Consider the following 23,103-nt stretch of genomic DNA (forward strand, 5'->3'; position numbering starts at 1 on the left):
GCTCCTTCCATCAGACTTGCCGGTCTTCGAGGGAACCTACGTCCGGATTCTTTTACACCGCGGCAGGGACACGACCCTGAAGGATTTCGACGATCGCCGGTTTGTGCCGCCGAGCGGGCTGGGCCTGTCCACCCGGGGATACACGCGACTCGGTGCGCCACTGCGCCACTTGACGAGCCGGCTCCTGGCGCAGCCCTCCGAGCGGCGGCTGCTGATCGTCATCGGCGACGGTCTCATCTCCGACGAGGGTTACGAGGGCCGTTATGCCTGGGCGGACGTCGCGCACGCTGTCGAGGAGGCGAACGACGCCGGTGTGTCGATGTACTACGTCGGCGTCGGACCGACCCGTGTCGATCCCCTTCCCGAGGTGTTCGGGCCCCGACGGTCGCAACGGATCCGACGCGTAGAGGAGCTCCCGAGGGTGTTAGCTCACGTCCACCGTGAACTGGTCGCCGCATGAACGCCGCCACCGACATATATTTCGCGAACGGCAACGAAGTTCAGCTGTTCGAGCAGGCCTTCCGCCAGCACATGCCCGTGATGCTCACCGGCCCGACCGGTTGCGGCAAGACCCGTTTCGTCGAGCACATGGCCCTGCTGTTGCAACGACCGGTCGTCACCATCAGTTGCCACGACGACCTCACCAGTTCCGACCTCGTCGGCCGCTTCATGGTGACCGGCGGCGACGTGGTCTGGACCGACGGCCCGCTGACCCGGGCCGTCAAAGCCGGCGCGATCTGCTACCTCGACGAAGTCGTCGAAGCCCGCCACGACTCATTGGCCATCCTGCATTCGCTCACCGATCACCGCCGGTCGCTGTACCTCGACCGAGCCGGCGAAGTCGTGACCGCGCCGAACACTTTCATGCTGGTGTGTTCCTACAACCCGGCATATCGCAGCTCGCTCAAGGAGCTCAAACCGTCGTTCCGCCAACGGTTCGTCACACTCACGATGAGGTATCTGCCGCCCGAGCGGGAGGCCGAAGTGATTGTCACCGAAGCCGGGATTCCCATCGCAACGGCACGGCGGTTGGTCGAATGCGCGGTTGCCATCCGCACTGCGGACGAAGCCTTTCACTTCGAGCCGCCGTCGACCAGGGTGCTGGTCACGGCCGCGCACTTGATCGCCGCCGGCGCAACCGAACTGGAAGCGGCCGACGCGTGCATACTGGCGCCACTGAGTACCGACGGCGCGGTCACCGACGGTCTACGCGAAGTTGCGGCAGCCAGCCTGGCCGCCATCGACGCCCCGAGCGCAACCCCCTAAGAAAGGAGTCCGGCATGGACCAACAGGAACAGAAGCGCAAACGGGCGCTCATCGTCTTCCAAATCTTCATCTACGGCTACCTGCTGGTGATGTTCGGCATCCAGCTGTACATGTCGTTCGCCCGAGGGTGGTGGGATTTGTGAATCTGCCTCTGCTCAAACGGCATTCGGAAGCGGGACCGGCCGGCACCGACGGGTCGGTCAGCCTCGAGGATCACCACGACGAGTCCCGCCAAGCGCAGCGCCGCGCCGACAAGTGGATGATCATCGGCGCCGCCCTGATGGGCATGTGGGCTCCGGGGCTCATCGGATTCCCAATCTTCATGCGTGGGGTGTGGCTGCAGCGCCAAGCACTGCGAGCCGGCTTGTCGGTCCGGCCCATGATCGTGACCCTGATCGGTTATCTGGTGCTGATCGACGGAATGCTCAACAGTCTCGGCTGGGCCCTGGACCTGGTCGCCAACCACACCTTGATCAACCGGGTGCTGATGGTTGGGTGGGGCAACATGTTTGATGCCGGCTACTTCTGGCACTACAACGAGCTCTGGATCGGCGGTGCGGCGGGACCTGGCGAAAAGGCTTATGTGGCAGGGCTGATCCTCACGGTGTTCTCCATGCGCGTGGCAGCGGCGATCGGGTTTCTGCAGATGAAACGCTGGGGCCATCAGTGGATGGTCGTCACCTGCTGGATGGGCGTGGTGATCTGGTCCGCGTATGTGTTCAACATGACGATGTTCGCCGACGTGCGGTACGCCGGTGTGGTGTTCCCGGTCATCGGCTGGTGGCTCTACGACATCTTCTACATCACCCCCTTCCTCGCCATCCCGTACCTGCACACCGTCAACCGCGAAATCTTCTCCGACTGAACAGGTTTAAGGAGCAACGCCATGACCGCACCGACACCCACCGACGAGCAAGATCCCACCGCTGGTCTCGAGCCGGGGACTACGCCGTACTACGCGCGAATGCACAAATGGATCAAACGGGCCGTGCTGGTATGCCTGGTCGCCCTGGTCATCGAAGGTGCATTCACCTTGCCGTTCATGGCGGTCTACTACGGCTACCCGACCCTGAGTCTCACGCAGATCTGCAGCGAGCTGCTCAAGATTCGATACTCCAACGACACCCTGGAGTGCAAGTACCCGTACCCGCCCTTCGGGCCGCCCGAGGGCGCCGAAGGCAAGGCCACCGCACAGGACGTGTGGGGGATCCAGCCGATACCGAAGTACCACAGGCTCGGGTTCCGCGAATTGGTCAGGATCCACAACGAACGGCTCGCTCGCCAGGCGGCCCAACAGCACGCGGCGCCGCACCCGTGACCTATCGGGTCGTTCAGTGGACGACGGGTAACGTCGGCAAGAGTTCGGTGCGGGCGATAGCCACAAACCCCACACTGGAGCTCGTCGGATGTTACGCCTGGTCGCCAGAGAAGGTCGGCCGCGATGCCGGTGAGCTGTGCGGGATCGAAGCGCTTGATGTGAAGGCCACCAACGACATTGACGCGCTGCTCGCGCTCAAGCCGGACTGTGTGGTCTACAACCCGATGTTCGCCGATGTCGATGAGCTGGTCCGCATCCTCGAAGCGGGTATCAATGTGGTGGGCACGGCAGGGTTCGTCACCGGCCACTTCCTGGGCACGGGACGCGATCGCATCGCCGAGGCCTGTAAGCATGGCGGGTCGACCATTTTCGGCAGCGGCATCAACCCCGGTTTCATCCAACTGTTCGCAATCGTGTCGGCAGGCCTCTCGGACCGGGTGGACAAGGTGTCAATGCTGGAATCCGCTGACACCACCATCTACAACTCCCCCGAGACCGAAATGCCGATGGGCTTCGGCTATCCCATTCACCAGGCAGATTTGCCGGCCATCACCGAGAAGGGGTCCGGTGTCTTCCGGGACGCCGTGCTGCTGATCGCCGACGCCCTCGGTGTGGAGCTCGACGAAGTGCGTTGCGAGGTCGAGTATGCCCAGACCACCGAGGATCTTGAGTTACCCGGCGACTGGACGATTGCAAAAGGATGTGTCGCCGGCGTAGACGTCCGTTGGAAAGGTGTTTTCGGCGGCCGCGAGATCATCGAGATCCGTGGCCGGTGGCGCAAGGGTCAAACGCTGGATCCGGATTGGCCGCTGGACATGGGCTACACCATTGAGGTGCAAGGCCAACCGACGATCAAGACGACGCTGAGCTTCCTTCCGCCGCCAGACTTTCAGGGCGAGACGTTGGATGACTACATCATGTTGGGTCTCACCATCACCGCCATGCCGGCGATCAACGCGATACCCGCCGTGGTCGCCGCTCCACCCGGCATCGCCACCTACAACGACCTGCCGCTGCTCCTTCCGCGGGGAGTACTGGCACGGAGCTGAGAGGACGTGCGTCTGATGACCGCAACAACCGGTGCGCCCAGTGTCTTTGAGGCGGGACTTCCGGTGCTCGAGTACGACATCACCGAGTCACCGCACGAGGTCTGCGCTCGCATCCGGGCAGCGCAGCTACGCGGCCCAATCGCACTCGGCCCATTCGGACCCGAGATCCTCTCTTACGAGCTCGCGCGCACCGTCCTCCGCGACACCCGATTCATCATTCCCCCGGGTCTTCACCTGAGCGCGCAAGGCGTGACCTCGGGCCCGCTTTGGGACAGAGTCGTCGGAAGCATCATTTGCGCGGAAGGCTCCGAACATCATCGGCTGCGAAGCTTGGTATCGAGGGCGTTCACCCCACGGGCCACCGCGCGTCTGCACGACACCATCGGCGAAGTCGTCAACGAACTGGTCGATGGCGTCATTGACGCCGGCCGCTGCGACGTTGTGACTGACATTGCCCGCCACTACCCGATCCCGATCATCTGTGCATTGCTCGGTGCGCCACGTGCAAGCTGGGCACAGTTTTCACGATGGGCCGAAGCCATCTTCAAGATGGCCAACTTCTCGGTCAATCTCGCCGACGAAACGCCCGCGATCCTGCGCGGTTGGGCCGAGCTCGACGCCTACGTCGATGAAATGGTCGCCGAGCGACGACACCGCCTGACCGACGACTTGCTCTCTGACCTCATCCGCGCCGAGGACCCGACTTTTCAAGGCGACCGCCTCAATGCGGACGAACTTCGCATGACGGTGGCCGGATTGTTGCTTGCCGGAACGGATACCACGCGCAACCAGCTGGCCGCGTCCTTGCAGGCGCTGCTCGATCACCCGGAGCAGTGGGCGATGCTGCGCGAGCGCCCCGAACTCGCCATGTCAGCGGTCGAAGAGAGCATGCGCCACTCGCCCGCCGTGTGCAACACGGTCCGCACCGTGAACGAAGACGTCGAGTTGGACGGATACACCTTCCCGAGTGGCACGTACATCTTTGTGAATTCTTTTGCAGCCAACCGCGATCCGGACATCTACCAGGACCCCGACCGCTTCGACATCACCCGCAAGGAGGCGCCGGCGGTACTGACATTCGGCGGCGGCGTGCACTATTGCCTCGGCGCGAACCTGGCCAGGCTGGAGCTGGCCGAAGGACTCAAGATCCTGGCGCACCGGCTGCCGGACGCCCGACGTGCCGGACCGGCACCCTGGAAGCCGATGCTCGGCATGAGCGGGCCGACAAGTCTGCCTGTGGAGTTTGGCGCCCGATGACGCAACCTGCGACCATCCCGCTTCCCGACCCGTCTTCCCGATCGTGCCTGGAGGTTTCGGATGACTGACTCATCGTCGCGGTTGCATCACGTCGTCTTCGCGGTAGCACGCGAACGACATGAAGCCGTGGGACAGCTTTTTACCGAGCTGGGGTTCAGCTTCGATGAGATCAATTTGGACGAGCTCGGGCTCCGGGTGCTCCTGGATTGGAATCGAGGCATCGAGCTGATCAGTCCCAACCCGGGGTCCACCGCCGAGGTGGCCACTTCGGTGACCGAATTCCTGGCCGGTCATGGTGATGGCGGCGTATTCACGGTGGTGGTGCAGGTTCCCGGAGCGTCGGAGGCAGAGGACATCGCCAAGCGCTACGGCTCGACCACACGCTTCCGGCAAGGCTTCGAGGGCGAGGGCAACTATCTCGAGGAAATCGACTTGTCCGTGTTCGGGTTGCCCCTGACATTCCTGTCGACCAACCTGCCGTAAGAAGCCACGAAAAGGATTGCCATGAGCGAGCTTCGATTCGACGGCCGGGTTGCCATCGTCACCGGGGCCGGCGGCCAGGACCCGAGTTTAGGCCGGTCCCACGCGACTCTGCTCGCCGAGCGCGGAGCCAAAGTGGTGGTCAATGACCTCGGCGTGGGCCCCGACGGGCGAGGAACCATGCGGGCAAACGCGGAGCAGGTCGTCGAACAGATCCTCGCCGCGGGCGGCGAGGCGGTCCCCGATCAACACAGCGTTGCAGAGGAAGACGGTGCCCGCCGCGTCGTCACGACGGCGCTGGACACCTGGGGACGCCTGGACATCGTGGTGAACAATGCCGGGGTCTGCTTCATGGCGCATTTCGACGAGATTTCCAGTGCCGATGTCCGCACGATCATCGACGTGCACCTGATGGGAACGGTGTGGATGTGCCGGGCGGCATGGCCGCACATGCGCGAGGCGGGGTATGGACGGATTGTGAACACGACGTCGGGCGCGATGTTCGGGATCGAGAACCTTTCCATCTACGGTGCGGCCAAGAGCGGCATCTTTGGATTGACCCGCGGGCTGGCCGTCGAAGGCGCGGCGTTCGGTATCAAGGTCAACGCGTTGGGACCGGCCGCCAACACCACCGCTATCCGGCACTTCAATGAGACTTCGCCGTTTACTTCGTTGATGGAAGCGCATTTCCCCACCAGCCTGGTGTCGCCCGCCGTCGCTTACCTGGCTCATGAGTGTTGCGAGCTGTCGGGAGCCAACCTCGAAGCGGGCGCCGGCAACGTCGGCCTGCGCGTTTTCGGCCAGACTGCGGGATACACCGACACGGACCTCACCGTCGAGAAAGTGCGCGACCACCTCTCGACCATCATCGACAAGCGTACGGCGACGATGATCCCCGACCCCGGCGAGATACCGGCGGCGCCCACCGGCGCGGCCCAGATCGGCGTCGTTCTGAAGCCCTACCAACCGATTTGAGCACATCGAGACCGCGACAGGGAGACATCATGACCGTCGGTACGGCGAAGCCCAGTGTCTTTGACGCCGATCTACCCGTGCTGAACTACGACGTCACGGACACACCTCAGGAGATCTATCCGCAATTTCGGGCTGCCCAGGAGGTAGCACCGATCGCGCTGGGCCCCGTGGGCCCGGAGGTGCTCTCCTACGAACTTGCTCGAACCGTGCTCGGCGACCCGCGGTTCGGCATTCCGCCGGGCATTCACCTCACCGCGCACGGAGTGACGTCAGGCGAGCTGTGGGACCGGGTCGCCCGCAGCATCCTCTGCATGGAGGGTGCCGAACATCGGCGGTTGCGCGGCTTGGTGTCGAGGGCCTTTACCCCACGGGCAACCGCCCGCATGGACGAAACGATCCACGCCGTCATCAATGAACTCGTCGATGCCGTGGTCGCGCGGGGACGTTGTGAGTTCGTCGAGGAGATCGCCCGGCCGTACCCCATCCCAGTCATCTGTGCACTGTTGGGGGCGCCACGGCAAGACTGGCAGCTGTTCTCGAAATGGGCAGAGGACATATTCAAGATAGTCAGCTTCGACTGCAACCTTGCCGAGGAAGAGCCCCAGGTACTGAGGGCTTGGGACGCTTTCGACGAATACATCGACGGGATGATCGCCGATCGGCGCAAGACCCTGACAGGCGACCTACTCTCCGAACTCATCCGGGCAGAAGATCGCGGCGACCGGCTCGACGCCGGTGAAGTCCGGATGCTGGCGTTCAGCATCCTGGTGGCCGGAACCGACACCACCCGTACGCAATTGGCGGCCTCGATGCAAGTTTTATGTGAGCATCCGGAACAATGGGCCCTGCTTCGCGACAGGCCCGAGCTCGGAATGAAAGCCGTCGAAGAAACCATGCGCCACTCCCCGTCGATGTGCAGCACCCTCCGCAGTGTCACCGACGACGTCACGATTGACGACTACACATTTCCGGCGGGCACCTTCATCATCGTGAACACTTATGCCGCCAACCGGGATCCGTCCATTTACGACGAACCCACGCGTTTCGACATCACTCGCGACGATCCGCCGCCCATCCTTACCTTCGGCGGGGGAACTCACTACTGCCTCGGTGCCAACCTCGCCAGGCGAGAACTCTCCGAAGCACTCAAAATTCTCGCCCACCGCCTGCCGCATCCACGGTGCACCGAGAACCCGCCCTGGAGGCCGCTTCTCGGCATGAGCGGACCCACGCGGCTTCCGCTCGAGCTCGTTGGATCAGACGCCGCGGTATAGACCGATGACGTAAAACCGCATTCCCCATTTCGGGCTTTCGCCCGGATATCTGCCCGAGATCACCTGGCCATCCCCCACCTCCACATTGCCCATGCTGCCGCTGAGGATTCTCGCAACGGACGCGGCGTGACCGTCGATATCATGCGCCCAACGCCCGCGCGCATGCCCGCGACAATCCGGCGAGCCGAGCGGGTGGATCCTATTAACGCTTTGGCTCAGATGATTTCAGTGGGTAGGGCGCTTCGCCGGAAAGCGGCGGGCGGTCCGCAGACGCCAGTTCCAGCACATGAATCTCGCCCGAGGCGCCGTCGACCTCGACGAGGGCGCCGGGCGGCAACGACTGGGTAGCTCCCTGCACGTCCACCACACAGGGAAAGCCGAATTCGCGGGCCACCACGGCCGCGTGGGACATCGGGCCGCCCAATTCGGTCACCACGGCCGCGGCGTAGCAGAACGCGGCGGTGTATCCGACGTCGGTGACCTCCGCGACGAGGACTTCGCCCGGTCGGAGGTCATCGATCGTCTCGGGCCGCACGATCCGCACCCGGCCGCGCACCTTCCCCCCGGACACGCCGACACCACGCAGAGTTTCCCCGCTACTGAGCACCGCCGACGTCGTTGTGGTTGGTTGCCAGCTTCCGCTGAACACCATCGGCGGAACCACGGCGACCAGCCGGCGTTGTTCGGCACGGCGCCGGGCCACCAGCCCCCCGACATCTGCCGGGAGTGCATCAAGCTCGTCGACGAGCAGATAGAACACATCATCGGCGGTATGGAAGATTCCGGCCTCGAGCAACCTGCGCCCGTACTCGCGCATCAGGTTGCGTAGCACCCAGTTGGCCCGCACCACTTTGTCGCGACGGACTTCGCGGTCGCGGAGTTGCCGCGCTGCCAGCTGCGCGACAGGCTTGGCGTGCAATGGAATCCGAGGGCGCTGTGGCTGGCGCGCAGGGGGGACGCTCATTGCTCTGGTCACCATCCGGACGAGCAACTCGGGATCATCGGCATAGCTGATCGACAGCATCTCGAGCTCGGCCGGGCCACGATGCCCGATCAGCGCCAGCTCGGCCAGTACGGCGGCGTGAAACTCCGGCGCCTCGACGGCCAGCTTGCCCAGCCGCTCCCCCGGTTCGGCCAGCAGCGCTGTCACTTTCGGGTCGCGCTGTGCGGCAACCACCAACCGCTGCATTGCCTCGACCGATCGCGCACTGACCAATTCCGGTCCCGCCGGCGCGGCGGTGTCTCGCCCACACAAACCGCGCAGCAGGACGTTGAACGCGGCGCACAGCATGAACGACGCCGACGCCAGCACCCAGCCGTGCACCACATCATCGCGCGCCAACGAGATCAGGCTGAGCAGCCGACGATCGTCCAGCCGGGCGGCGTCGTCGGCCAGGCGTTCCAGGCGATCGACATCGGCAACGAACTCGTGGGTGTCCCTGGACGACCCGGCGCTGAGGCCGATCAGGTTGACGCCGAATACCCCGATGTTGCGAACGGTCCGGAGTTGCTTTCGGATCCGGCCGGTTTCGGAACGTGGACGCTCCTCACCGAAGATCGGCAACGACGCCATGCTGGGGCCGAAGAACCCGCTGTTGCTGACGATCGTCGCGGGCTTGGCAAACGGTACGGTTTCGGCCATGAAATGCGCCGAGGTGATGGCCCCGTAGAGCCGGTGGGCGAAGACGGCGACGGTCCGCATGGCGATTTCACGCTGGATGATGCCGCCGGGCCGCAGCCGCTCGGCAATGGCCACGCCGCCGGCACGCAGCCCGCGCACGGTCACCGAGGCCGACGCCGGCGAGAACGGGCCAGGCAGCGCCTCCGACAAATTGGTGGCCAGAAAAGTCGGAAAGCGCGGGTCGATCGGGGTATCGAATTCTCCGTTATCTCCATCTGGGCCAGCCCAATTGGGCTTCACCCCGTCCTCGGACGGTGCGTCAACGGAAGGAAGGTCGCCGATGCTGGCCATCCGCCAGGGTAGCGAGACCACCCGCTTACCCACGGTGACCCGGCCGCGCACCGCGAGCGCGAAATCTTCGACACATTCACCGGAGTTCCACGCCGGCCGGAATCCCCACTGCTCACGCATCCTCGCGGTATCCATGAACGCGGCGCTGTGCACCAGTTGCAGTTCGGCCAGTCCAAAGCCCAACCGCACGACCGGGCGTCCGAGCGCCGCAGCGACGCGCCGGAAAGTCAGCTCGCCCGGGGCGGCGAGATTAACGGGGCCGCTGCCGATTTCGGTGTCCACGATCGCGCGGTTGAATAGCCGAAGGACGTCGTCGACGTGGACGACCTGCATGAGACGGTCGGCCGGCCCGTCGAGGAATACCGGCAGCGCCAGCAGCCGACGCACCCAGTTGTCGACGCTTCGGCCGAGAATCAGCGCGGAGCGGATCGCGACCCATTCCAGGTCCGATTCCTCAAGCATCTGCTCCACCCGGGCCTTGTGCTGGCCGTCGGCACTGACCGGCGTTCTCGCGTCGTGCTCGGTCTTCGGCGCATCGCCGCCGCCGTAAACATGTGACGACGATGCGAAAACGATCCTTCTGGCTCCCGTCTCAGCCATCGCCGCCAGCACGTTGCGGGTGCCCTCGATGTTGACCTGGTGGCTCACCGCGTCGCTATCGGCGAAACCCTTTGCCCATGCGCAGTGCGCGACAACGTCCGCGCCGGCCAGAGCGCGGTTGACCGCATCGGTGTTCCGGATGTCTGCTACGACGAAATCGGCTGCACTCGGCCAGCTTTCGGGTCGGTGCCGGGCGATCCCCGCCACGTCGTGGCCCTGGCTGAGCAGTCGGGCGGCGAGGCCGCGGCCCAGCACACCGCTGGCCCCGGTGACGGCGACTCTCACTGACTGCCCTTGCGCACGCTCACGGTTACTCGTCGTCGTCCATCAGTGCAGCGTTGACCAGATCCTCGAGGTCCATGTCCGCGATGTCCTTCTCCGAGGACACCGCGGCGGCCTGCGACCGTCCGTCCACTCGGCTGCCGTCGGCTTCATTCGCCAACGCCAGCAACAGCTCCAGCACTCCGGCCTGTCGCAGGCGCTTGACCGGAATCGATCCCACAGCGCGCTGGATTTCGGCCTCCCCGGGCGCGGCGGCGGGACTCTGCTGCTCGGCTGCGCCGACGAGTTCGCGGTGCATGTAACCGGCCAGCGCGGCGGAGTTCGGGTAGTCGAAGATCAGCGTGGGTGACAGGGCCAGGCCGGTAGCGGATTTCAGCCGGTTGCGCATCTCGACCGCGGTCAGCGAGTCGAAACCCAGCTCCTGGAAGGCCCGGTCCGGATCGATGGACTCGGGGCTGGAATTGCCGAGCACGGTGGCGATGTTGGCACGTACCAAGTCCAGCAGAACCGCCTGCTGCTCGTCCTCGGGCAACCCCTCGAGGCGTTGCAGCAGCGCCGATTTCGACTTCGCCGCAGCCAGGGAATCGTCGACCTGACGCCGGGTCGGCGCGTTGATCAGATCGATGAACATCGGCGGCAACGTCCCGCTATCGAACTTGACTCGCAGTGCGGCAAGGTCGATGTGGGCGGGCAGCAGGAACGGCTCGTCGACGATGAGCGCGGTGTCCATCAGTTCCAGCGCCTCGTCGGAGGACATCGCGACAATTCCGTCGCGGCCGAACCGGGCACGATCGGCCGCACCGAGCGCGCCGGTCATGGCGCTGGCCTGATCCCACAGACCCCAGGCCAGCGACATCGCCGGCAAGCCATGCGTGCGCCGGTGCACGGCCAATCCGTCCAGGAACGAGTTCGCCGCCGCGTAGTTGGCTTGACCCGAGGCACCCGCCAACCCCGCCATCGACGAAAACATGACGAACGCAGACACATCCAGGTCGCGGGTCAGCTCGTGCAGGTTCCAGGCCGCATCGACCTTGGCCCGCAACACCGCCTCCACCCGCTCAGGGGTGAGCGACGAAATCACCGCGTCGTCGAGCACGCCGGCCGCGTGAATCACTCCCGACAGCGGCCGCTGCACCGGGATATCGGCGATCACCTTGGCCAGCGCCTCGCGGTCGGCGGCGTCACAGGCCACCACCTGCACCTGGGCGCCGGCGGCGCTGAGCTCCGACACCAATTCCGCGGCCCCCGGCGCGTCCAGGCCACGCCGGCTCACCAACACCAGGTGCCGCGCGTCGTGGCGGGTCACCACGTGGCGCGCCAACGCCGAACCCGCCATCCCGGTCGCACCGGTGATCAACACGGTGCCCGCCGCCCAGGCGTCCGGCATCGTCATCACGACCTTGCCCACGTGGCGGGCCTGACTCAGATACCGCAATGCCGCAGGCGCGCGTCGTACGTCAAACCTGGTCACCGGCAACGGGCGTAGCACGTCGTCGCCGAACAACGCGGCCAGCTCGTCGAGTATCTGCTGAAGGCGGTCCGGCCCGGCCTCGAACAGATCGAAGGCGCGGTAGCGCACACCCGGGTGTTCCTCGGCCACCGCCCCGGGCTCGCGCATGTCGGTCTTGCCCATCTCCAGGAACACGCCGCCGGGCGCGACGAGTCGCAGGGAAGCATCCACGAAGTCGCCGGACAGCGAGTCCAGCACCAGGTCCACGCCACGCCCGCCGGTGACCGCCCGGAACTTGTCCTCGAAGTCCAGGCTGCGGGAATCCGAGATGTGATCCTCGTCAAAGCCCATGGCCCGCAGCGTGTCCCACTTGCCGCGGCTGGCGGTGGCGAAAACTTCCAGGCCCAGGTGGCGCGCCAGCTGCACCGCGGCCATTCCCACCCCACCGGCGGCGGCGTGCACTAGCACCCGCTGGCCCCGCTTGGCGGCGGCCAGGTCCACCAGCGCGTAGAAGGCGGTGGCGAACACCACCGTGGTCGTGGCGGCCGCTGTGTACGACCACCCGGCCGGCATCTTGGTGAGCAGCCGCTCGTCGGTCCTGGCGATCGTGCCGGTGCCATCGGGAAACAGGCCCATGACGCGGTCGCCGATCGCGAAACGTCCCTCGCCCGGTGCGGTTTCCGGGCCAGTTTCCAAGACCACACCGGATGCCTCGATGCCCATCACGGCATCCGGATCCGGGTACAGCCCCAGCGCGATCATCACGTCGCGGAAGTTGGCGGCCAGGGCCGACAGCGCAACACGAACCTGCCCGGGTCCCAGCGGGACGTCGGCGTCCGGGATGCGCTCCAACCGCAGGTTCTCGAAGGTGCCGGAACTGCTCATGCCCAGTCGCCACGGCCCGCCAGCCGGGGGCACCAGCAGACCGCCTACGGCGCGACTGCCGTGCACCCGCGCGATGTACACCGTTGAGTCGCGCAGCAAAACCTGCGGCTCACCGACCGACAAGATCGCGGCGACGGACTCATCGTCCAACCGACCATCGGTGTCGACGAGCACGATCCGGCCGGGGTGTTCGGTCTGTGCGGAGCGCACCAGTCCCCACACGGCCGCGCCCGCAAGATCGGTGACGTCCTCCCCCGGCAACGCCATTGCACCGCGGGTTGCCACCACCAGGGTCCCCGCCCCCTCACGGGCCAGCCAGGACTGCAGCACGGGCAGTACCGCCCGGGTGGCCGCGTATACGTCGGCCACGACATCGTCGACCACCGGCGCCGACTCGAACACCACCGCCGACGGTTGCGCGTCGGGGCTGTCCAATTCGGTTGCGCCCCAGTAAGAGACCGAGACGGGCTGCACCGACGTCGACCGCTGCGCCGACCAGATGACCTCGAAGAGCCGGTCCGGTCCAGAATTCGACACCGCCGCCAACAGCTGCTGGTCGGTCACCGGCCGGGCCACCATCGACGCCACCGAGAGCACCGGCAGCCCCAATCCGTCCGCGAGTTCGATCGACACCGCCGAATCACTCACCGGCACGATCCGCGCCCGCACCGCCGTCGCGCCCGCGGCGTGCAACGAGACTTGCTGCCACGAGAACGGCACCAGCATCGAACCTTCGGCGAGTTCATCGCCGTCCGAGGCCAAGATCACCGCGTGCAATGCCGCGTCGAGCATCGCCGGGTGGACGCCGAACCCGGCCGGCGAGACCCCGGTGTCCGCGGGCAGGGTCACCTCAGCGAACACTTCGTCACCGCGGCGCCACATCGAGGTCAGGCCGCGGAATGCGGGCCCGTATCCATACCCGCGCTCGGCCAGCCGCTCATAACCGTCACCGACATCCACCGCGGTCGCACCGATCGGTGGCCACACCGACAGGTCCGCGCTCGGCTGCACCGAGCCCGCACGCAGCACACCCTCGGCGTGCAACGACCAGGCCGAATCCGCGCCGGCGCGCGAAAAGACCGACACGGCACGGGCGCCCGATTCGTCCGCGCCGCCGACCACGACCTGCACCGCGACCGATCCGGAGCCCGGCAACACCAGCGGCGCCGCCAGATTCAGTTCATCGACAATCCCACAGCCCACCTCGTCGCCGGCGCGGATCGCCAGCTCCACGAATCCCGCTCCGGGGAACAGCACCACGCCGCCGACGGCGTGGTCGGCCAACCAGCCCTGCGCACCGGGCGACAGCCGACCGGTCAGCACCACCCCGCCGGAGGCCGGCAGTTCCACCACGGCACCGAGCAGCGCGTGCTCGCCGGGTGCGAGCCCCAAACCCGCGGCGTCGACCGTGGCGCCGTCGCCGCACAGCCAGAATCTCCGGCGCTCAAACGCATAGGTGGGCAGCTCCACGAAATTGGCTTTGAAGCCGGCACTGCCGATTGCGCCGCGCCAATCCACGTCCATCCCGGCGACAAATCCCTGCGCGACCGCATTGGTCAGGGTCACCGGTTCCGGGCGGTCCTTGCGCAACGCCGACATGGTGATGATCGGAGCGTCGGCAAGCGACTCTTCGATCGATGCCGTGAGCCCGCTGCTGGGGCCCACCTCGAGGAAGCGGTTACCGCCGCCCGCGTGCACGAAGCGCACGCTGTCGGCGAACCGCACCGCTTCGCGAATGTGCCGTTTCCAGTAGGCCGGCGAAGCGAAGTCGTCGTCCGCCAGCTGCCCGGTCAGGTTGGACACGATCGGTATCGTCGGTTTACCGACGGCGAGTCCGGCTGCGACCGTGCCGAATTCGTCGATCATCGGATCCATCAACGGCGAGTGGAACGCGTGGGACACCGCCAGTTGGTGGACGCGGCGACCGTCGGCGCGGAGTCGGGTCGCGAGCGCGGCCACCTTGTCCTCGGCGCCCGAAATGACCACCGACGTAGGCCCGTTGACGGCGGCGATGCCGACGCTGGCTTGGTCGGAGGGCACCAGCAGCGGCCGCACCTCGTCTTCGGCGGCCTGCACGGCGACCATCGCCCCGCCCTCCGGCAGGGCCTGCATGAAGCGGCCGCGAGCGGCGACCAGTACCGCCGCGTTCTCCAGCGACAGGACGCCGGCGACGTGCGCGGCCGACAACTCTCCGATCGAGTGGCCCAGCACGAAGTCGGGGTGGATACCCCAGGATTCGAGCAACCGGAATAAGGCGACTTCCACCGCGAACAACGCCGGCTGGGCGAATTCGGTGGTGTTCAAGAGGTTTTCGTCATGTCCCCACATGACTTCGCGCAAGGGCCGCAGCAGATGCCGGTCGAGCTCTGCCACGACGGTGTTGAACGCCTCGGCAAACACCGGGTAGGCGGCGTGCAAGCCCATGCCCATGCCGAGGATTTGGGCGCCCTGGCCGGGGAAGACGAACACGGTCTTGCCGCCGGGCGTCGCCGCGCCCTGGACGACTGATCCGACTTCACCGGCGGCCAACTCGTCGAGGCCGGCCAGCAACTGCTCGCGATCACCGCCGACAACCACGGCCCGGTGCTCGAAGTTCGATCGGCCCGCCAACGACCACGCCATATCGCCGACGTCAAGCTCGCTGCGCCGGCGTAGGTGCTCGGCGAGCCGCGCCGCTTGGGAGCCCAACGCCGGCAATGACTTTGCCGACACCACGCACGGCACGACCGGCGATTTGGCGCGTTCCACCACAGGCACGGACGCGGGCGGTGCGGCCTCGATGATCACGTGCGCGTTGGTGCCGCTGATGCCGAATGATGACACGCCGGCCCGGCGCGGACGATTTGCCTTCCAGGGCCGCGGCTCCGTGAGCAGCGACACCGATCCCACCGACCAGTCGACGTGCGGACTGGGTTCGTCGACGTGCAGCGTTGCCGGCAGCAGATCATGGCGCATCGCCAGCACCATCTTGATCACGCCGGCCACACCGGCGGCGGCCTGCGTGTGGCCCATGTTCGACTTGATCGATCCCAAGAGCAGTGGCTCGGCACGGTCTTGCCCGTAGGTCGCCAACAACGCCTGGGCCTCAATGGGATCGCCCAACGTGGTTCCCGTGCCGTGGCCTTCCACCACGTCGACCTCGGCCCCGGACAGTCCCGCATTGGCCAGCGCGGCGCGCACCACCCGCTGCTGGGACGGACCGTTGGGCGCGGTCAGCCCGTTGGAGGCGCCGTCCTGATTGATCGCCGAGCCCCGCATCACCGCCAGCACCGGGTGCCCCAGCCGCTGCGCATCCGACAAGCGCTCGACGACGAGCATGCCGCCGCCCTCGGAGAATCCTGTGCCGTCGGCGGCCCCCGCATACGCCTTGCACCGGCCATCCGCGGAGAGCCCGCGCATGCGGCTGAACTCCACGAAGATGTCCGGTGTGGCATTGACGGTGACGCCGCCGGCCAGCGCCAGATCGCACTCCCCCGAGCGCAGCGACTGCGCCGCCATATGAAGCGCCACCAACGACGACGAACACGCCGTGTCCACCGACACCGCCGGGCCCTCGAGCCCCAGCACGTACGACACCCGGCCCGACGCCACACTCGACGACTGCCCGGTCAGGCGGAAGCCTTCCGCGGCCGGGGCGGCGCCCATGCCGTAGCCCTGGGTGTACACCCCGGCGAATATGCCGGTGGCGCTGCCCCGCAACGCGCCGGGTTCAATTCCGGCTCGCTCCAAGGCTTCCCAGGAGAGTTCGAGGAACATTCGCTGCTGCGGATCCATGGCCAGCGCCTCGCTCGGCGCGATGCCGAAGAAGGCGGGGTCAAAGTCCGCGACACCGTCCACGAAGCCGCCCGTGCGCGTGTAGCAGGTTCCCGGGACGTCGGGGTCCGGGTTGTAGATGCCGGCCAGGTCCCAGCCGCGGTCGGTGGGAAACGCTGAGAGCACGTCGCGGCGTTCGATGAGCATCTGCCATAGATCGTCGGGGGAATTCACCCCGCCCGGATAGCGGCACGACATGCCGACGATCACGATCGGGTCGTCGCCGACGGCGCGAACCACCGGGGCGGGCGTGATTTCTTGTGGCACTCCGGCAAGTTCGCTACGGATGTAGCCCGCCAGGCCGTTCGGTGTCGGGTAGTCGAAGATGAGGGTGGGCGAAAGCGCCAGTCCGGTAGCGGTTTTCAGCCGGTTACGCATTTCGACCGCGGTCAGCGAGTCGAAGCCCAAATCCTGGAACGCCTTGTCCGGGTCGATCGCCTCCGGCGTGGTGTTACCCAGCACCGTGGCGATGTGCGAGCGGACCAGGTCCAACAGCACGGCGTGCTGTTGGGGTTCGGGGAGCCCGTGCAGACGATGCGCCAGAGCCGATTTCGACTTGGCGGCCGCCAGCGACTCGTCGACCTGGCGGCGCGCGGGCGCGTTGACCAGGTCGGCGAACATGGGTGGCACCGCGGCGGCGTGGGCACGAAGGGCGCCCAGGTCGATGCGGGCGGGCGCCATGAACGGCTCATCGACAATCAGCGCGGTGTCGAACAAGTCCATCGCCTCGTCCGACGACAAGGCCAAGATCCCGTCGCGCCCGAGCCGGGCGAGGTCGGCGGCGTCCAGCCCACCGGTCATGGCGCTGGCCTGGTCCCACAGACCCCATCCCAGCGCGATCGCCGGCAATCCATGGCTGCGCCGATGCGCGGCCAACCCGTCCAGGAAGGAGTTGGCCGCAGCGTAGTTGGCCTGGCCCGACGATCCCACCAGCCCGGCCATCGACGAAAACACGACGAACACCGACAGGTCGAGATCGCGGGTGAGCTCGTGCAGGTTCCAGGCCGCATCCACCTTGGCGCGCAACACCGCATCCACTCGCTCCGGCGTCAATGAGGTGACCACCGCGTCGTCGAGCACACCGGCGGCATGGATCACCCCGGTCAGTGGATGGCTCGCCGGGATATCGGCGATCACCGAGGCCAACGCCTCCCGGTCGGCCGCGTCGCACGCGACCGCGCGCACCCGGGCTCCGGCTTCCTCCAATTCGGCGATCAACTCGGCAGACCCCGGCGCATCGGGACCGCTGCGGCTCAGCAACACCAAGTTCTGCACACCGTGTTGCGTCACCAAGTGGCGGGCCAGCGTCGAACCCGCCATTCCGGTTCCACCGGTGATCAGCACGGTGCCCGATGCCAGCGACGCGTCGGGAACCGTCATGACGACCTTGCCGATGTGGCGGGCCTGGCTCAGGTACCGCAACGCCGCGCGAGCGCGTCGAATATCGAAGGTGGTCACCGGCAACGGCCGCAGCGCACCGGCGTCGAAAAGCCCGGCCAACTCGATCATCCATTGGTGCATCCGGGGACGGCCGGGCTCGAAGAGGTCGAAGGCGCGGTACCGCACGCCCGGATATTCCTGGGCGATCACACCGGGGTCGCGGATGTCGGTCTTGCCCATTTCCAAGAACACGCCACCGGGGGCCACCAGCCGCAGCGAGGCATCCACGAAGTCGCCGGCCAGCGAATCCAGCACCACATCCATGCCGCGGCCACCGGTCACCGCCCGGAATTTGTCCTCGAAATCCAGGCTGCGGGAATCCGAGATGTGATCCTCGTCGAAGCCCATGGCCCGCAACGTGTCCCACTTACCCCGGCTGGCCGTCGCGAAAATCTCGAGACCCAAATGCCGGCCCAACTGGACCGCCGCCATTCCCACCCCACCGGCGGCCGCATGGACCAACACCCGTTGACCCGGCTTGACGTCGGCGAGGTGCACGAAGGCCATGTACGCGGTGGTGAACACGGCCGAGATGGCGGCGGCTTCGGCGTATGACCAATCCGCCGGCATCGGCTGCAGCAGGCGGACATCGCCGGCGACCAGCGTGCCGCTTCCGTCGGGGAAGAACCCGTAAACCGAGTCGCCGACGGCGAAGTCGGTGACGCCCGGGCCGACTTCCACCACCACGCCGGCGCCTTCACCGCCGAGCAGCGCGTCGTGGGTGAACATGCCCAGGGTGATCATGATGTCGCGGAAGTTGGCGGCGATTGCGCGCAGCGCCACCCGAACGTGACCGGGCTCCAATGGAGCGTCGGCGTTGGGAACCGGCTCAAGCCGCAGGTTTTCGAACGTGCCGGCGGTGCCGATACCCAGTCGCCAGGGCCCGTCGCCCGGAGGTACCAAGAGGTCGTCGACGGCGCGGCTGGGCCGCACCCGCGCCGTGTAGACCTGTCCGTTGCGCAGCAATATCTGCGGCTCCCCGACCGCGAGCGCCGACGCGGCTGCCTGATCATCCAGCGGCACATCGGAATCCACCAGGACGATGCGGCCGGGATGCTCCGTTTGCGCCGAGCGCACCAGACCCCATACCGCTGCGCCGGGCAGATCGCTGATGTCTTCTCCCGCCAATCCCACGGCGCCGCGAGTCGCCACGATCAGCACACCGGAGTCGTGTTCGGTCAACCACGACTGCACGGCGGTCAACGCCTGGTGGGTGCGCTCATAGGTTGCGGTGACCGGATCCTGTTCGGTGACAACCGATTCCAAAAGCTGGTAAGCGGTCGCCGGGTTGGCGTTGGCCGCCGCAGCCGCCGGCGACCACACCACCTCGAACAGCCGCTCGGGGCCCGAGCTCGACACCGCCGCGCGCAGCTGCCGCTCGCTCACCGGGCGGGCAGCCATCGCGCCCACGGACAACACCGGCAAGCCCAGCCCGTCAGCGAGTTCGATCGAGATTGCGCTGGTGCCGTTGGTCGGCGCTATCCGCGCGCGGACCGCGGTCGCACCCGCGGCGTGCAACGAGACGTCCTGCCACGAGAACGGCAGCATCACTTCGACAGGCTGGCCCGCCGCCAGCCGGGCCATGATGACGGCGTGCATCGCCGCGTCGAGCAACGCCGGGTGCACTCCGAACCCGCCGACGCCTCCCGCCGCGTCCGGCAGCCGCACCTCCGCGAACACCTCGTCGCCGCGGATCCACGTCGCGGTCAATCCCCGGAACGCCGGGCCGTAGCCGTATCCGTGGGCTGCCAGCTGGTCGTAGCCGTCGGCCACGTCCACGGCGGCCGCACCCTCGGGCGGCCACACCGACAGATCGGCGCTGGGCGCAATCGAACGCGAGCTCAACACCCCTTCCGCGTGGCATACCCATCCCGAACCGGCGTCCGCGCGGGAAAACACCGAGACGGCGCGCCGGCCCGATTCTTCGCTGGGACCGACAACCACCTGTACGGCAACCGAACTGGAGGCAGGCAGCATCAGGGGCGCCTGCAGCGTCAGTTCGTCGACCACCGAACAGCCGACTTCGTCACCGGCCCGGATCGCCAGCTCGACGAACCCAGCGCCCGGGAACACCGCGGCACCGGAGACCGCGTGATCGGCCAACCACCCCTGCAGGCTGGGCGACAAACGACCCGTCAGCACCACCCCGTCCGAAGCCGGCAGCTCCACGACCGCGCTGAGCAACGCGTGCTCGCTGGTGCCCAGCCCCAAACCCGCGGCGTCGGCCCCGATACCCTCACCGGACAGCCAAAACCTGCGCCGGTCAAAGGCGTACGTCGGCAGCTCCACGTAGCTCGCCCCGGCCAACACTCCACGCCAATCGACGCTCACGCCCGCCACGAATGCGGCAGCGGCCGACGCCAGGAACCGCTTGAGACCGCCGTCATCACGGCCCAGGGTGGGAACCACGATGGCCTCAGAGTCGCCGGCGGTGCAGTCGTTGCAGGTGTCTTCGATTCCGGCGATCAGCGCGGGATGCGGACTGGATTCGATGAACGTGCGGTACCCGTGCTCGCATGCGGCGCGCACGGCCTGGTCGAACTGGACGGTCTGCCGGATGTTGCGATACCAGTATGCGGCGTCCAAACCGGCGGTGTCCAAACGATTTCCGGTCACCGTAGAGAAGAAGGCGATACGCGAGGAACTCGGTTCGATACCGGCCAGAGCCTCGGCCAGCTCGTCACGAATGGCCTCGACCTCGACCGAGTGCGACGCATAGTCGACGTCGATCCGGCGGGTGCGCAGCTCGAGGTCGGCGCAGAACCCGACTAGTTCGTCGAGGGCGGCCACTTCACCCGATACCACCACCGCAGAAGGGCCGTTGACGGCCGCGATGCTGACACGATTGCCGTAGGGCGCTAACAATTCCCGTGCGCGCTCTGTGCTGCATGCGATCGACAGCATGCCCCCGGAGTGGGCCAGCGAACGCAGCAACTTGCTGCGCAGCGTGACCACCCGAGCGGCGTCGCGCAGCGAGAGAGCACCCGCGACATACGCCGCGGCGATCTCACCCTGTGAATGGCCGATCACCGCGTCTGGGCTGACTCCGACCGATTTCCACAGTTCGGCCAGCGACACCATCACGGCGAACAGCACCGGCTGCACCACGTCCACGCGATCCATACCCGGCGCCCCGGGGGCGCCACGCAGAACGTCGATCAGCGACCAGTCGACGAATTCCGCGAACGCTTCCGCGCACGCGTCGATCTGCTGTGCGAATACCGGTGCGGTTTCGAGCAATTCGATGCCCATGCCCAGCCATTGGGAACCTTGGCCCGGGAACACGAAGACGTTCTTGCCGGCCGGTAGCGCGCCGCCCTGGATGACGGTGCCGGTCAGGTCCTGAATATCGGGGCCGGCCAACTCATCCAGCCCGGCCAGCAACCGGTCGCGATCGCCACCGATGACGACGGCCCGATGCTCGAAGGTCGCGCGACCCGCCAGCGACCAGGCCACGTCGGCGACATCGAGCTCACCATGGCCGCGCACATGCCCGGCCAGGCGGGCAGCCTGAGACCTCAACGCCGGCAACGATTTAGCGGACACCACCCACGGCACCGCCACGGGCTTCGGGCGGTCCTCCGGCGGCTCGGGCGCCGGGACCGCCTCGACGATCACGTGTGCGTTGGTGCCGCTGATCCCGAACGACGACACGCCGGCCCGTTGCACCCGGCCCTGTTCGCGAGTCGCCGGCCAGGGCTGCGCCTCGGTCAGCAACGACACCGATCCCGCCGACCAATCGACATGCGGGCTGGGTGCGTCCACATGCAATGTCGCCGGGAACATTTCGTGGCGCATGGCCTCGACCATCTTGATCACACCGGCCACGCCCGCCGCGGCCTGCGTGTGGCCCATGTTCGACTTGATCGACCCCAGCCATAGCGGCTCGGACCGATCTTGACCGTACGTCGCCAACAACGCCTGGGCCTCGATGGGGTCGCCCAACGTGGTGCCCGTTCCGTGGCCTTCCACCACGTCGACGTCGGCCGGCGACAAGCCGGCATTGGACAATGCCGCACGCACCACCCGCTGCTGTGACGGACCATTCGGCGCGGTCAACCCGTTCGACGCACCGTCCTGATTGACCGCCGTGCCCCGCACCAGAGCCAGCACCGGATGACCCAACCGCCGCGCGTCCGAGAGCCGCTCGACGACCAGCATCGCGCCGCCCTCCGACCAGCCGACGCCGTCGGCGGCTCCGGCGTAAGCCTTGCACCGGCCGTCTGGGGCCAGCCCGCGGTGGCGGCTGAATTCGACGAAGACCGTCGGGGTGGCGTTGACGGTCGCGCCGCCGGCCAGCGCCAGATCGCACTCCCCCGAACGCAACGACTGCACCGCCATGTGCAACGCCACCAACGACGACGAGCACGCCGTGTCCACCGACACAGCCGGGCCCTCGAGCCCCAGCACGTACGACACCCGGCCGGAGGCGACGCTAGAGGTCATGCCCGTCAGGCGGTAACCCTCGATCTCCTCTGCGAGCATGCCGTAGCCCTGGACGATGAGGCCGGCGAACACACCCGTCGCGCTACCCCGCAGCCCGCTGGGGTCGATCCCGCCCCGCTCCAGCGCCTCCCACGACAATTCGAGCAACATGCGATGTTGTGGGTCCATCGCGAGCGCCTCGCTCGGAGCGATGCCGAAGAAGGCGGCATCGAAGTCGGCGACACCGTCCACGAAGCCGCCGGTCTGCGCGTACGTCTTGTGGCGCGCGTCGGGGTCCGGGTCGAACAGGCCGGCCAGGTCCCAGCCGCGATCGGTGGGAAACTCCGTTATCACGTCGCGGCCGTCGGCGACCATCTGCCACAGGTCTTCTGGCGTCTCGACTCCGCCGGGGAAGCGGCAGGACATACCGACGATCGCGATCGGCTCGCTCGATCGCTCCAGCAGCGCACGGTTGGTGCGTTTCAGGCGCTCGACCTGGACCAGCGCTTTTCGCAGCGCTTCGGTCGCATGCTGGAGTTGATCCACCATCACTACCTCTCGCCTAACTTGGCCGTCAGCTGTCCCGATGCGACTCTCGCCGAGTCACGGAAATTGCT

At 66.8% G+C, this 23,103-nt stretch carries 11 protein-coding genes and 1 pseudogene; 10 read left to right on the forward strand and 2 right to left on the reverse strand.

Annotation, left to right across the window (positions count from 1 at the left end; genetic code table 11):
* From AWC17_RS30050 to AWC17_RS30090, 10 genes and pseudogenes are all read left to right on the forward strand, one after another.
* A pseudogene (locus AWC17_RS30050) lies at positions 1 to 460 on the forward strand (hypothetical protein); the annotation flags it as partial.
* A complete protein-coding gene (locus tag AWC17_RS30055; RefSeq protein WP_046182591.1) occupies positions 457 to 1,266 on the forward strand; it encodes a CbbQ/NirQ/NorQ/GpvN family protein in 810 nt (269 codons plus the stop codon). The pseudogene AWC17_RS30050 and the gene AWC17_RS30055, both read left to right, overlap by 4 nt.
* A 14-nt stretch (positions 1,267 to 1,280) precedes the next feature.
* Positions 1,281 to 1,409: a hypothetical protein gene (locus AWC17_RS33945; RefSeq protein ID WP_046182590.1), complete on the forward strand. Its 129-nt coding sequence runs from the start codon at positions 1,281 to 1,283 to the stop codon at positions 1,407 to 1,409.
* Entirely contained in the window at positions 1,406 to 2,131 is a 726-nt protein-coding gene (locus AWC17_RS30060; protein WP_046182589.1) for a hypothetical protein, read from the forward strand. Before AWC17_RS33945 ends, AWC17_RS30060 begins: the two co-directional genes overlap by 4 nt.
* 21 nt (positions 2,132 to 2,152) lie before the next feature.
* The gene (locus AWC17_RS30065) at positions 2,153 to 2,584 is read left to right on the forward strand and encodes a hypothetical protein (RefSeq protein WP_046182588.1); all 432 of its coding nucleotides are present in this window, start codon (positions 2,153 to 2,155) and stop codon (positions 2,582 to 2,584) included.
* Entirely contained in the window at positions 2,581 to 3,633 is a 1,053-nt protein-coding gene (locus AWC17_RS30070; protein WP_046182587.1) for an NAD(P)H-dependent amine dehydrogenase family protein, read from the forward strand. Before AWC17_RS30065 ends, AWC17_RS30070 begins: the two co-directional genes overlap by 4 nt.
* Positions 3,634 to 3,648: 15 nt before the next feature.
* Positions 3,649 to 4,890, forward strand: coding sequence for a cytochrome P450 (locus tag AWC17_RS30075; protein WP_046182586.1), 1,242 nt, complete (start codon positions 3,649 to 3,651; stop codon positions 4,888 to 4,890).
* A gap of 60 nt (positions 4,891 to 4,950) precedes the next feature.
* Positions 4,951 to 5,373 carry a hypothetical protein gene (locus tag AWC17_RS30080; RefSeq protein ID WP_046182585.1) on the forward strand — a complete coding sequence of 141 codons (423 nt, stop codon included), beginning with the start codon at positions 4,951 to 4,953 and terminating at the stop codon, positions 5,371 to 5,373.
* A gap of 21 nt (positions 5,374 to 5,394) precedes the next feature.
* Complete coding sequence (locus AWC17_RS30085) at positions 5,395 to 6,345, forward strand: SDR family NAD(P)-dependent oxidoreductase (protein ID WP_046182584.1); 951 nt, start codon at positions 5,395 to 5,397, stop codon at positions 6,343 to 6,345.
* A 29-nt stretch (positions 6,346 to 6,374) separates the two neighbouring features.
* Positions 6,375 to 7,619 (forward strand): cytochrome P450, encoded by a 1,245-nt coding sequence (locus AWC17_RS30090; RefSeq protein WP_046182583.1) that lies wholly within the window; start codon positions 6,375 to 6,377, stop codon positions 7,617 to 7,619.
* A 202-nt stretch (positions 7,620 to 7,821) separates the two neighbouring features.
* On the opposite strand, the gene AWC17_RS30095 is transcribed toward AWC17_RS30090, so the two are convergent.
* Both AWC17_RS30095 and AWC17_RS30100 read right to left on the reverse strand, forming a co-directional pair.
* Positions 7,822 to 10,476 carry a sugar epimerase family protein gene (locus tag AWC17_RS30095; protein WP_046182582.1) on the reverse strand — a complete coding sequence of 885 codons (2,655 nt, stop codon included), beginning with the start codon at positions 10,474 to 10,476 and terminating at the stop codon, positions 7,822 to 7,824.
* A 25-nt stretch (positions 10,477 to 10,501) separates the two neighbouring features.
* Positions 10,502 to 23,035: a type I polyketide synthase gene (locus AWC17_RS30100; RefSeq protein WP_085165659.1), complete on the reverse strand. Its 12,534-nt coding sequence runs from the start codon at positions 23,033 to 23,035 to the stop codon at positions 10,502 to 10,504.
* Positions 23,036 to 23,103 lie beyond the last annotated feature (68 nt).

This window comes from Mycobacterium nebraskense (assembly GCF_002102255.1).
GTDB lineage: Bacteria > Actinomycetota > Actinomycetes > Mycobacteriales > Mycobacteriaceae > Mycobacterium > Mycobacterium nebraskense.

Bases quoted from the DNA above. Each gene is read 5' to 3' on its own strand.
- AWC17_RS30055 (WP_046182591.1), top strand. From the start codon at position 457: ATGAACGCCGCCACCGACATATATTTCGCGAACGGCAACGAAGTTCAG.
- AWC17_RS30085 (WP_046182584.1), top strand. From the start codon at position 5,395: ATGAGCGAGCTTCGATTCGACGGCCGGGTTGCCATCGTCACCGGGGCC.
- AWC17_RS30100 (WP_085165659.1), bottom strand. From the start codon at position 23,035: ATGGTGGATCAACTCCAGCATGCGACCGAAGCGCTGCGAAAAGCGCTG.
- AWC17_RS30075 (WP_046182586.1), top strand. From the start codon at position 3,649: ATGACCGCAACAACCGGTGCGCCCAGTGTCTTTGAGGCGGGACTTCCG.
- AWC17_RS33945 (WP_046182590.1), top strand. From the start codon at position 1,281: ATGGACCAACAGGAACAGAAGCGCAAACGGGCGCTCATCGTCTTCCAA.
- AWC17_RS30090 (WP_046182583.1), top strand. From the start codon at position 6,375: ATGACCGTCGGTACGGCGAAGCCCAGTGTCTTTGACGCCGATCTACCC.
- AWC17_RS30080 (WP_046182585.1), top strand. From the start codon at position 4,951: ATGACTGACTCATCGTCGCGGTTGCATCACGTCGTCTTCGCGGTAGCA.
- AWC17_RS30065 (WP_046182588.1), top strand. From the start codon at position 2,153: ATGACCGCACCGACACCCACCGACGAGCAAGATCCCACCGCTGGTCTC.